Origin of the sequence: Pseudonocardia endophytica (assembly GCF_004339565.1) — a bacterium.
GTDB classification, from domain to species: domain Bacteria; phylum Actinomycetota; class Actinomycetes; order Mycobacteriales; family Pseudonocardiaceae; genus Pseudonocardia; species Pseudonocardia endophytica.
This window is the reverse complement of sequence record NZ_SMFZ01000001.1, coordinates 2,407,575-2,419,708: the sequence shown is the minus strand read 5'-3', so window position 1 is coordinate 2,419,708 and position 12,134 is coordinate 2,407,575. Positions and strand designations below refer to the sequence as shown.

At 70.6% G+C, this 12,134-nt stretch carries 10 protein-coding genes; 5 read left to right on the top strand and 5 right to left on the bottom strand.

The genetic code is table 11. From position 1 onward, the window contains the following. Positions 1-72: 72 nt before the first annotated feature. The gene (locus tag EV378_RS10830; protein WP_132423455.1) at positions 73-1,152 is read right to left on the bottom strand and encodes an acyl-CoA dehydrogenase family protein; all 1,080 of its coding nucleotides are present in this window, start codon (positions 1,150-1,152) and stop codon (positions 73-75) included. Positions 1,153-1,271: 119 nt separating this feature from the next. Here EV378_RS10830 and EV378_RS10825 point away from each other — a divergent pair, with 119 nt between their 5' ends. Next, complete coding sequence (locus tag EV378_RS10825) at positions 1,272-1,988, top strand: FadR/GntR family transcriptional regulator (RefSeq protein WP_132423452.1); 717 nt, start codon at positions 1,272-1,274, stop codon at positions 1,986-1,988. 130 nt (positions 1,989-2,118) lie between these two features. Here EV378_RS10825 and EV378_RS10820 read toward each other — a convergent pair whose 3' ends face one another. The 4 genes from EV378_RS10820 to EV378_RS10805 all read right to left on the bottom strand — a co-directional run bounded on the left by EV378_RS10820 (position 2,119) and on the right by EV378_RS10805 (position 6,544). Next, positions 2,119-3,300 (bottom strand): acyl-CoA dehydrogenase family protein, encoded by a 1,182-nt coding sequence (locus EV378_RS10820; protein WP_132423449.1) that lies wholly within the window; start codon positions 3,298-3,300, stop codon positions 2,119-2,121. Positions 3,301-3,399: 99 nt separating this feature from the next. Next, complete coding sequence (locus tag EV378_RS10815; RefSeq protein WP_132423446.1) at positions 3,400-4,872, bottom strand: aldehyde dehydrogenase; 1,473 nt, start codon at positions 4,870-4,872, stop codon at positions 3,400-3,402. Between the two features lie 36 nt (positions 4,873-4,908). Next, positions 4,909-5,268, bottom strand: a complete 360-nt coding sequence (locus tag EV378_RS10810; RefSeq protein ID WP_243653381.1) for a 2Fe-2S iron-sulfur cluster-binding protein — start codon at positions 5,266-5,268, stop codon at positions 4,909-4,911. Positions 5,269-5,302: 34 nt separating this feature from the next. After that, entirely contained in the window at positions 5,303-6,544 is a 1,242-nt protein-coding gene (locus tag EV378_RS10805) for an NAD(P)/FAD-dependent oxidoreductase (RefSeq protein ID WP_132423443.1), read from the bottom strand. 271 nt (positions 6,545-6,815) lie between these two features. Between EV378_RS10805 and EV378_RS10800 the strand changes: the two genes are divergently transcribed. From EV378_RS10800 to EV378_RS10785, 4 genes are all read left to right on the top strand, one after another. Then, the gene (locus tag EV378_RS10800; protein WP_165922239.1) at positions 6,816-7,955 is read left to right on the top strand and encodes a LuxR C-terminal-related transcriptional regulator; all 1,140 of its coding nucleotides are present in this window, start codon (positions 6,816-6,818) and stop codon (positions 7,953-7,955) included. A gap of 259 nt (positions 7,956-8,214) precedes the next feature. Next, on the top strand, positions 8,215-9,723 hold the full coding sequence (locus EV378_RS10795) for a long-chain-fatty-acid--CoA ligase (protein ID WP_132423437.1): 1,509 nt from the start codon (positions 8,215-8,217) through the stop codon (positions 9,721-9,723). Positions 9,724-10,039: 316 nt separating this feature from the next. Continuing rightward, positions 10,040-11,017 carry an oxidoreductase family protein gene (locus EV378_RS10790; protein ID WP_165922238.1) on the top strand — a complete coding sequence of 326 codons (978 nt, stop codon included), beginning with the start codon at positions 10,040-10,042 and terminating at the stop codon, positions 11,015-11,017. Positions 11,018-11,131: 114 nt separating this feature from the next. Then, complete coding sequence (locus tag EV378_RS10785; RefSeq protein WP_132423431.1) at positions 11,132-12,052, top strand: DUF7064 domain-containing protein; 921 nt, start codon at positions 11,132-11,134, stop codon at positions 12,050-12,052. Positions 12,053-12,134 lie beyond the last annotated feature (82 nt).

Here is a 12,134-nt window from a genome sequence, read left to right as displayed (position 1 = left end):
CGGCCGCGTCCTATATTGGACCGACTATAACAAAGGACTGACCAATAGATGCGTCGTGGTCGCAGAGCGGCCTCACCCGCGGCCCGGGGTGAGTGCCAGCAGGTCGGCGAGACGGTCGTTCCACGCCTCGGGCGAACCGAACAGCTCGGCGTCGAGCAGCGCTCGCTTGTAGAAGAACTGCAGGTCGTGCTCCCACGTGTAGCCGATCGCCCCGTGCAGGGTCAGCGCGGTGTCCGCTGCCGCGACGGCGGCCCCGCAGACCTGCGCCTTCGCCGCCGCGGCGAGCGTCGCGGCGTCGGCTCGCCCCTCCTGCACCGCCGCCGCCGCCGGGTAGACGATCGACCGGGAGGACTCGACCGTGACCAGCATGTCCGCAGCGGCGTGCTTGACCGCCTGGAACGAGCCGACCGGTACGCCGAACTGGACGCGCTGACCGACGTAGGCCACGGTGTCGGCGAGCATGCGGACCACGCAGCCGAGCGCGTCGGCCGCGACCAGGACCGCGGCGCGGGAGGCCATCGCGGCCAGGCCGCTCGTGCCGTCCAGCGGGACGGGCGCTCCCGTCGCGCCCTCCAGGTGTACGTCGGCCACCGCCCGGGACCGGTCGGTCAGGACGCGGGGGTGGCGCCGCACCCCGGGCTGGGCGGCGTCGACGAGGTGCAGGACGGGATCGTCGTCGCCGACCGGCACGACGAGGGTGTGTGCGGCGTCCGCGGCGAGCACGGTCTCGACGACACCGGTCAGCCGGCCCGCGGGGTCGATCCGGATCCCGGTCGGGGCGCCAGGGAGCGAGCCCGCCGGGCTGGCGAGGGTGATCCCCGGGCCGTCGGCGAGGGCCTTCCCGTTCGCTCCGGGATCGGCGAGGACGGCGGGGATCGCGACCGCCGAGGCGAGCCAGCCGGACGCAGGCGCGGCGTGCCGTCCCATTTCCTCGGCCGCGACGGCCAGCTCCACGAGCCCGCCACCCTCGCCGCCGATCTCCTCCGGGGAGCCGACGCCGAACCACCCGTCCTGGTGGAGGCGATGCTCGAACCCGGCCCGGTCACCGTTCTCCAGCCATCGCCGGAGGGCATCCGGTGGGCAGGCCTGTTCCAGCCAGTCCGCGAGCACCGATCGGAACGCGGCCTGCTCGGGCGAGAGTCCCCAACGCATGACGTACTCCCTGTTCAGCGTGCGAACCCGCACGCGCGCCGTGTACTTTAGGTCAGACCTTTAGACATGAGGAGGAGTTCGTGGCAGACGCCGTGCGGTCGACGATTCGGCTCGAGCCCATGTCCGTGCCCAAGGCATCCGATGTGCTCGCCACCGAGCTGCGCGAGCGCATCCTGTCCGGTGAGTTCGCCGAGGGCACCCCACTGCCGCCGGAGCGGGAGCTGGTGACCCAGACCCGGATGAGCCGCACCACCGTCCGCGAGGCGTTGCGCATCCTGGAGGTGCAGGGGCTGATCCGGATCCGTGCCGGTCGGGCCGGTGGGGCGTTCGTCCAGCAGCCGGACGAGGAGTCCGTTGCGAGCTCGGTGGAGATGCTCATCCGCGGCCGCCGGCTCCGCCTCGCCTCGGTCCACCAGACGCGTGAGGCCATCGAACCCACCTGTGCCCGGCTGGCGGCCCTGCAGCGCAGTGACGCCGACCTGCGGGCGATCGAGGCGGCCAACGACGCGGTGAGCAACAGCGACGACCTCGAGAGCTTCCTGCGGGCGAACGTCGACTGGCACGTCGCCGTCGCCGCAGCAGGCCGGAACGAGATCCTGACCGGCATGATGATGGCGCTCTCCCGGGCCATCTACACGGCCACCAAGACCGACGGATTCGTCAACGACGAAGTCAGGTCGATCGCGGTGCGCGCGCACCGCTCGGTGACCAGGGCGATCCGGGAACGCGACCCGGACGCGGCGGAGCGGCGCATGGCCCGGCACGTGCACTCCTACGCGACCGCGGCGCTGGAGGTCGAGGACCGGACGACGGTGACCCTGTCCGAGGGTGAGTGAGTCCCCGACGGCACCCGGCACCGTGCGCCGATGCTCGGTGCCGGTCACTTCGGTCCGCTGAGGATGATCCGGTGCGCGACGCGGCGGGCCGGGGGCGAGGCGCACGGTGGGATGCGCGAGGCGCCCATGGTCAGCTCCTCGGGAGGCCGAGCAGACGCTCGGCGACGATGTTGCGCTGGATGAAGGTCGAGCCGCCCGCGATGGCGGTCCCACGGGCCTGGTAGGCGAGCCGCTGCCAGCGGGCCTGCTCCGGGGACTGGGTCTCGGGCGCGAGCTGGCCCCCGAGCGGGGACAGGGACTGCCGGAAGTCCGCGAGGTCCTCGACGAGCGGACAGAAGTACAGCTTGCCGATCGAGGTGACCGGGCCGGGAGCGGCTCCCGCGGCGGCGTCGGTGAGCGCGCGCTGCCCGATGGCGTGGTGCACGAGCGCCCGGCCGTACAGGTCGGCGACGGTGCGGCGCACCCTCGGGTCCGCGCCGAGCGGCTGGCCGTCGGAGCCGGTCATCCCGCGGATGTCGGCGATGATGTCGTCCATGGCGCGCCGGGTGTTCACCCGCCCGGTCGCGATGCCGACGCGCTCGAAGCCGAGCGTCGACATCGCGACCTTCCATCCGCCGTGGATCTCGCCGAGTACCAGCTCGTCGGGGACGAACACCTCGTCCAGGAAGACCTCGTTGAACTCGGCCTCGCCGAGCATGTGGGCCAGTGGGCGAACCGTGATCCCCGGGCTGTCCATCGGCAGCAGGAAGTAGCTGATGCCCCTGTGCCGGGGCAGGTCCGTGCCGCCGGTCCGGGCCAGCAGGATCGCGTTGCTCGCGAGCTGAGCACGGCTGGTCCAGATCTTCTGCCCGGTGATCTGCCATCCGCCGCTCACCCGCACCGCCCGGGTGCGCAGCGATGCCAGATCGGAGCCGCTCTCGGGCTCCGAGAACAGCTGGCACCAGATCTCGGCGCCGGTGAGGATCGGGCGGAGGAAGCGTTGCTTCTGCGCGCCGGTGCCGAACGTGACGATCGTCGGTCCGGCGAAGTCCTCGCCGACGGTGTTCAGCCGTTCGGGCGCGCCCGCCCGGCCGGCCTCGTCCAGGAAGATCGACCTGGTCGTCGCGTCGACACCCTGGCCGCCGTGTTCCTGCGGCCAGGAGAGCCCGGCGTAGCCGCTCTCGTAGAGCATCCGCTGCCAGCGCTGCCAGAACGGCAGCCGGTCGACCAGCTCGACCGGCTCGGGCCACGGGAGCGTCGGCAGTGCCTCCTCGAGCCATGACCTGGCGCGCTCGCGGAACGCCGCCTCGTCCGCGGAGTCGGCGAGATCCATGAACCCTCCTTCACGACATGGACATACCATTCTATTGGTTATGCCAAAGTTTGCCGAGTTTGGCGCCGGTGGCCTGTGCTGCACCCGGCGGGCAGGGCCTCAGCCCTGCGCTGGCGGGCCGAGATAGATGGTCTTCACGGTCCGGTAGCTGTTCAGCGCCTCCGGGCCGAGCTCCCGCCCGATGCCGCTCGCCTTCACTCCGCCGAACGGGGCGACCGGGTCGTTCACGTAGTGGTTGATGCCGATCGACCCGGTCCGCACCCGTCGGGCGACGGCCTCCCCGCGGTCCGGGTCCCGCGTCCACACCGACCCGCCGAGGCCGTAGTCCGAGTCGTTGGCGATCGCGACGGCCTCGTCCTCGCCGGAGTAGGGGATCACCGACAGCACCGGGCCGAAGATCTCCTCCTGCGCGATCGTGTGCCCGTTGTCGACGTCGGCGAACACAGTGGGCTGGAGGAACCAGCCCTGCTCGTGCCCCTCCGGCCGCCCACCGCCGACCGTCAACCGGGCACCTTCCGCCCGCCCCTTGGCGATGTAGGCCTCGACCCGGTCGCGCTGGCGCTCGGACACCAGTGGGCCGATCTGGGTGCCCTCGGCGAGCGGATCGCCGATCACCAGCGCCCCGGCCAGGCCGGAGACGGTGTCGACGACCTCGTCGTAGCGGGAACGCGGGGCGAGCACCCGGGTGCCGAGCCAGCAGATCTGCCCGCTGTTGAGCAGGGTGGAGGCGAAGAAGCTCTCGATCGTCGACGCCAGGTCGGCGTCGTCGAGCACGATCGCGGCCGACTTGCCGCCGAGCTCGAGCGTCACCGGGCGGAGCAGGCGACCGCAGGTCTCGGCGATCGCCCGGCCGGCGGCCGTCGAGCCCGTGAACGACACCTTGTCGACCTCGGGGTGGGAGACGAGATGCGCGCCGACCTCCCGGCCTCCCGGCACGATGTTCAGTACCCCGGCGGGGAGCCGGGCCTCCTCGGCGGCCTCGGCCATGAGCATGGCGTCGAGCACCGTCTCCGGAGCGGGCTTGAGCACCACCGTGCAGCCGGCCGCGAGCGCGGGGGCGATCTTGAGGAACGTGATGCCCTGCGGCACGTTCCACGGGACGATCGCCCCGACCACGCCGAGCGGCTCGCCGATCACCCGTGCCCGGCCGCCGAGCATGCCGTCCCGGGTCTCGTCGGCAGGAGCATCCGCCGCGAGGCCGGCGTAGTAGCGCAGCAGCATCGCCGGGAAGCCACCCTCGAACTGCATGGCGACCGGGAGGGGCATGCCGTTCTGGGCGCTCACCCGGGTGGCGGTCTGCTCGGCACGCTGCTCGAGCGCCGCCGCGAACCGCTCCAGCGCCTCCCGGCGCTCCTGCGGTGACCAGTGCGCCCAGCCATGGGGATCGTCGAACGCGCCGCGTGCCGCGCCGACTGCGCTGTCGACATCGGACTCGGTCGCCTCGGGAACGCTGCCGAGCCGATCTCCGGTGGCAGCGGCGCGCACCTCGAGCGTCCCGGAGCCGGCCGGGGCGGCCCAGCGCCCGTCGACGAAGAAGGACGAGTAGTCGGTCGTCCCGTTCAGTACGGTCATGGTTCTCCACATCTCATCGGTGAATGGGGCGCGGGCTCAGCCGTTGCCCTCTGGCACGCAGACCCGGAGGCCCTCGCACTGCTCGGTGACGACGAGCTGGCAGGACAGGCGGGAGCGCCGGTCGGCGCCGTCGAGGAACTCGAGCAGGTCGGTCTCCTCGTCGCCCGGTTCCCCGAGCAGGTCGGCGAACTCGTCGTCGACGTGGACGTGGCAGGTGGCGCACGAACAGCTGCCGCCACACTCGGCCACGATCCCGGGAAGGTTGTTGCGCACCGACCCGTCCATCACGCTCTGGCCGACCGGGACGTCGACGACGTGGACCGAGCCGTCGGGGACGGTGTAGATGACCTGGGGAATAGCAGGCTCCTCGAATCGGGGCGGGTGCTCGTGAGCCACCCGCGGTCGGTGGATCCGCGGACGAGCCGGGGTCTCAGCGGCGGGCCTCGCGAAGCGGCACGGACGTGTCCGTGAGCTGTTCGCGATCGACGCGCGTCCTCCCGGCGATCCAGGTGCGGCCCGCCATGAACTCGGCACCCGAGTTGACGGTCTCGACCGTCGTGACGACGTCGCCGTCGAGGTGGAAGACGGCAAACCGGCCGGCCGCGGGATCGCCGCGGACGGCGACGGTGGTGCCGTCCCGCCGCACCCCGGCGATCTTCAGCTTGAGATCGAACTGGTCGGACCAGAACCACGGCGTCTCGGGTGCGGGTGCGGGGTCGCCGAGGATCGCGGCGGCGGCCTGCTTGGCCTGCTCGGTCGCTCCCGGGATGCTCTCCAGTCGGTGCGGCCCGTCGAGCCCGCACACCGGCCGGTAGGTGACGTCGCCGATCGCGAACACGTCCGGGTCGCTGGTCCGGGCGGCCCCGTCGACCAGCACGCCGCGGCCGGCCGGCCCGGCGCGCAGACCGGCCGCCAACCCCAGCTCGTCCCGCGGCCGGGCACCGATCCCGACGAGGACCGCGTCGCAGTCGACCTGCGTCCCGTCGTCGAGGACCGCCCGCCGTACCTGTCCGTGGATCCCCTCGAATCCGGCCACGTGAGCTCCGGTCCGGATGGTCGTGCCGTGCCTGGCGTGCCGGTCGGCGACGACGGCGGCGAGCTCGGGGCCCGCCACCCTGGCCAGCACGCGCTGCTGCTGTTCGAGTACGACGGTCCCGGCGCCCGCGGCAGTCGCCACGGAGGCGGCCTCGAGACCGATGAACCCACCGCCCACGACGAGGAGCCGGCGGTGCTCGGCCACCCACTTCCGCAGCTCGCGGGCGTCGGCGAGGGACCCGAGGGTTGCGATGCCACCGAGATCGGAGCCCGGGACCGTGAGCCTGCGCGGCACCGACCCGGTCGCCAGCACGAGCACGTCGTAACCCAGCCGTTCCCCTGATCGCAGCGTGACCGTGTGGCCGGCGCGGTCGATGCCGACGACCCGCTCCCCGAGCCGGAGCGCGACGGCCTGGTCCCGGTAGAACGCCGCCGGGCGGATCCACTGCGCAAGCTCGCCGTCGGTGAACCGCTTCGACAACGGAGGCCGCTGGTAGGGGTACTCCGGTTCCTCACCGACGACGATGAGCTCCCCGGCATGGCCGGCCTGTCGGAGCATGCCGACGAGCGAGGACGCGCCGTGTCCCGCACCGACGACGACGACCCGGTCGGACGACCGGGAAGCAGGCCCGGGCATGAGGACTCCAGCAGGTCGGAGGGCCGACGTCGGCGGCGTGCCGGACGTCGGTCGGGGAGGGACATCATCGGGTCCGGTCGGAGCGGGCCACATCGTCCGCTGGGAGAACGTTCGTCATCCCGGGTAATGGTTCGGTATGATCGTTGGACGTTAAGTTTGGTCGACTGATATCTGCGCTCGGGCGACGTCACGACGTCGGTGCGCAGCCCGCGAAAGCAGCTCTCAACGAGGAGACCTGATGTCGTCGCCGTCCCCGCGAACGATTCCCCGAGTGCCTCGCGGCCTGTCCGCTGAACTCGACGACGGCGATGTCGTCCGGCGTCTGCGCGACGTGTTCGAACTCGTCACCTCGCTGACGGGGTGGACCGGCGCGCCCGGCCGCGCGGACCTGGTCACCCGCCGGCTTGCCGAGGGTGCACTCGACGGAGCCCGGGATGCGGTCGTCGCCGCGATCGCCGCCGCGGACGGCTCCGAGGCGGACCGAGGGCGGCTGTCGGTGCTCCTGGTGCAGATCTGCGAGGTGCGGAGCGCGGTGCGCGAGGCTGCGCTCAGCAGGCGGGCGGTCGCGCTCGCGTCGGCCCGCGGAGTGTTTGAGCGCCTCCGTCCGCTGTCGACGGTGACCTCGCTGATGGAGCGCGCGCCTGCGGAGCTCGGGCGGGTGGGCTTCGAGCGTTGCCTCCTGTCCAAGGTCGACCGGGGCCGGTGGATCGCCCGGGCCGCCCATGTCCGGGACGACCCCCGGCTGGCCGAGGCCATCCGGGAGGCCGGGAGCCGTCACCCGAGGCAGATCGACCGGCAGCTGGTCGAGGCGGAGCTGGTCCGTACCCGGAAACCGATCCTGGTGGCCGACGCCCAGGACCACCCGCGGGTGCACCGCGAGCTCGTGAGCACCAGCGGGTCGCTGGCCTACGTCGCCGCTCCACTCGTCGCGGGGAGCAGCGTCATCGGGTTCGTGCACGGCGACACCGGCGTGGGCAACGTGGTGGACGAGTTCGACCGGGAGCTCATCGGGGTACTGGCGGAGGGCATCGGTCTCGCCGTCGAACGGATCGTCCACCGTGAGCGGCTGTTCTCGCTGAAACAGGTCCTCGCCTCGTACACCGGGTCGGTGCTCGACATGGTGGAGGAGATGACGGATGGCGCGCCGACGTTCGACGAACCGCCCGTGACGGCACCAGTGGGTGTTTCGCAGCCGCGGTCGGAACGACCCGCGCGCAACCCGGAGGTCGCCCGGCTGCTGACTCCGCGGGAGCTGGAGGTGATGGACCTGATCGCGGCCGGTGACACCAACAGCCGGATCGCCGCACGGCTCTTCGTCACCGAGGCGACCGTCAAGGCCCACGTCAAGCACATCTTCCGCAAGTTGTCCGCGGCGAACCGCGCGGAAGCCGTCAGCCGCTACTACCGGTAACCGCGCCGCCGTCGCCGGGCGCGGCCGTCCGGCGACGAGCCCCTCCCGCGGGAGGACACGAATTCTCCCCCGGGGTGAGGTGCGTCTCCTGCCGGGCGGCACACACTCCTTCACGAGCTATCGCGGTCGTGCCCGCGGCGACGTCCGGGGTTTCCGTGATGCGACGGGGCGCGGCGCGGCCGGTCACCCGTCGACGGCGTGGTGGCCGCCACCGCCCGGTGCCGAGGACCGCATCAGGTCACTGACGGAGTGGGGAACCATGCATGGACTGGCCACCTGGCTGCGACGACGGGCGGAACGGGACGTCGGACGCGCGGCACTGACGTTCGCCGAGGAGACCCACACGTACGGCGACCTCCAGTCGATGGTGGAGGCGTTCGCCGACTTCCTCGCCGCGCAGGGGGTACGTGCCGGTGACCGTGTCGCCTACCTCGGGTTCAACCACACCTCCCAGGTCGTCGCGCTGTTTGCCGTGGCGCGCCTCGGGGCGATCTTCGTTCCGCTGAACTTCCGGCTCACCGGCAGGGAGCTCCGCTACGTCGTCGACGACTCGGGAGCGACCCTGCTGATCGCCGACGGCGAGCACGTCTCCGAGATCGACGGCATCCGGGACGAACTCGCGGTCACGGTTCACATCACCCTCGGCGAGGAACGGGCGGGCTGGACCCGGTACGACCTCGACTCGGCCGACCGTGCCCCTCGGGCCTCCGAGGTGGACGTCGACGTCGACTCGCCCGGGGTCATCCTCTACACGTCCGGGACCACCGGTCACCCGAAGGGTGCGGTCCTGACCCACCGGAACCTGTTCACGAACAACGTCAACTGGATGCTGTCATGCAACTACCACCGCGGCCACACGGGCCTCACGTCCGCTCCGCTGTTCCACTCCGGCGGGCTCTGCGTGATGGTGCTGCCGCTGCTGATGGCCGGTGGGCACGTCATCCTCCACCAGAGTTTCGATCCCGACGCCACGATCGAGACCGTCACCAAGCGCCAGGTCAGCACGATGTTCCTGGTGCCGACGATGATGCTGTACCTGACCCGGTCACCCCGGTTCGCCGAGGCCGACCTGTCCTCGCTCGAGTTCGTCGTCGCCGGTGCGGCGCCCGTGCCGGAGTCGCTGCTGCGTGTCTTCGGCGAGCACGGCGTCGCGGTCAGCCAGTGCTGGGGGCTCACCGAGACGGCCACCGGTGCCACGTTCCTGTCCTCGGAACGGGCACTGGCGAAGGTGGGATCGTGCGGAACCTCCGGGGTCCTGAACGAGGTGAAGCTGATCGGGGTCGCCGACGGCGAGGATGTGACCGGCCCGCACGTCGCGGGAGAGCTGTGCGTGCGCGGGGACACGGTCACCCCGGGGTACTGGAACCTGCCGGAGGCCACCGCAGACGCCGCGATTCCCGGCGGCTGGTTCCGTACCGGGGACGTCGCCTACCGGGACGAGGAGGGCTTCTACTTCATCTGCGACCGCCTGAAGGACATGATCATCACCGGGGGTGAGAACGTATACCCCGCCGAGGTCGAGAACGCCGTCCACCAACACGGTGATGTCGCCGACGTCGCGGTGATCGGTGCTCCCGACGAGGAGTGGGGGGAACGGGTAGTCGCAGTGGTCGTGCCCGTCGCGGGTGCGACGGTCGACCTCGACGGGTTGCGCGCGTTCCTCGACGGCAGGCTGGCGCGGTACAAGCTGCCCCGGGAGGTGCGCGTCGTGGCGGAGCTGCCCCGGAACACGACCGGAAAAATCCTGAAGCACGTCCTTCGCGGGTAGTCGGTTCGGAGAACGTGGAACGGGCGAATCTGGCTGTCAATCCGCGTTCTCATCGGAACCGTAATCCGTCCGCCGACGAGTGGTGCAGGTGTACCTGTACCACTCGTCGGCATGCCCTGAAATAGCTTATAACGGTACGATATACGCACCTATCCGACCTCTAGAATGGTATGGCCAAATCCTGTGATGGCGGCTATAGTCCATGTGCATGACCACTGAACTTGCACCTGTCACCCGTCTTCAGGACATCCAGCCGGAATGGTTGACCGCAGTTCTTCGGGGATCGGGTGACCTCGCTGAGGGTAACGTCGTGGAAATGTTCCACGAACCGTGCGGCACCGGCCAGCTCGCGGATTCCTACCGGTTCACCCTGACCTATGACCCGCCGAACGCCGGACCGGCCACGATCATCGGCAAGTTCCCCTCCGAGGATCCGGCGAGCCTGCAACTCGGTATCGACGCCGGATTCTACGAATGCGAGATCCGCTTCTACCGGGACGTGGCGCACACCGTCGATGTCGCGACGCCGCGGTCGATCCACGCCCAGCGCGACGAGAGCGGGGCCTTCAACCTCTTCCTGGAGGACATGGCTCCGGCTCGCAGCGTCGACCAGATCGGTGGCTGCACGATCGAGGAGGCGGCCACCGTGCTGGCGCAGGCCGCCCGCCTGCACGCCGGTTCATGGGGCCAGGCTGAGCTCCTGCGGGCACCGTGGCTGCAGGCCATGGCGAACACGTTCACCCATGTCACCAAGGAGTTCGCCGCCGTATCGGACCACTTCCGGGAGACGTTCTCCGACCTGGTCGACGAGAGCTGCCTCGTGGAGGCGGCCCGGTTCGCCGACTGTGTCGACCCATGGATCCGGATCCTGCAGACCCAGCAGTGCCTGTGGCACTCGGACCTGCGGGTCGACAACATCCTCTTCGACGCGAAGGGGGGTACCGAGCCCGTGACGGTCCTGGACTGGCAGACCGTAGCGGCCGGGGTCGGGGTCACCGACGTGTCGTACTTCCTCGGCCTGAGCCTCACCACCGAGATGCGGCGCGAGCACGAGCGGGATCTCCTCGATCACTACCACCGGGAGCTCGTGGCACACGGGGTCACCGACTACAGCCGTGACCGGTGCTGGGACGACTACCGCGTGCAGAGCGCGCACGGCCTCCAGTGCGGGGTCTTCGCCGCGACCCGGGTCAAGCGGACCGAGCGAGGTGACCAGATGTGGAAGGCGTGGATCGAGCGCGCTGCGGTCCAGACCCGCGACCTGGAGACCTTCGACCTTCTCGGTCGGCGCTGACCGACCCCGGCCCCGGGCGGGCGGCCCGACTCCGGTCCGCCGGGACAGGCCGGCCCACCTCACAGATCCGGCCGGACGAGCGTCCGGTCACCCGACGACAGTGGAAGGACATCGATGTCTGACCCCTCCGACGGCCACGACGGCCTCCGCCGCAGCCACGTCCGCCACGACATCGGCTCGGGGGAACTGGCCCGTGAGTCGTTGCTTTTCATGTTCCAACTCCCCGAACACGGCCTCGGGGTCTCCGTCTACACCTGGGTGAAGGGCAGCGGGAACGCCGGCTACGCCATCTTCTTCTATGGTGGCCGCCCGGACGGGTCGACGCTGCTCGAGCACACCGACGGGATCGCCGTCGGTGACGACGTCGGCTTCGACCGCTGGAAGCTGGGCAAGCTCGACCTGTCGCTGTCCCCGGCCTCCGACACAGCGACGATCTCGGTGACCGGTTCGGAGTGCGCCGTCGAGTTCACGTTCGAGGGCAGGCACGCCCCCTACTTCTACTCGAGCTCTCCTGGCGGCTGCCCGCAGTTCTTCGCCACCGACAGGGTCGAGCAGAGCGGGCGGGTTCGTGGCCGCCTGACCTGCGGCGACCGGGTCATCGACTTCGACACGCAGGGTCATCACGACCACTCATGGGGCACCCGTGACTGGGCCGGGATCCAGCACTACAAGTGGTTCGAGGCGACGACGCCGACGGCGGCCGTCCACGTGCTGGACATCGCAGGCTTCGGAGAGCACCACGTCGCCGGATACGTCCTGAAGGATTCCGAGATCGCGGAAGTGCGCCGGGTGTCGTGGGACGTCGACTACGGAGCCGACTTCGTCCACGAGAAGGTCCGCCTGACGGCGGTCGACGCGCTCGACCGGGAGACGGTCGTCGACGGCACCGCGTTCGCGAAGTTCCCGTTCCCGGTGGACACCCACACCACGCTCCTCGACTCCGTCCTCGAGGTGTCGATCGAGAGAGAATCCGGCGGCGGGTTCGCGGACTGGTGCTGGCCACAGGTGTATCTCGATCACATCCGCTCACGCTGATCCAGCTGATCCCCACTGCCCGGACCACGGTGGAGCTCGATCCGACGGCGAGCAGGACCCGGCGACGGGCGCGGCTGTTCCG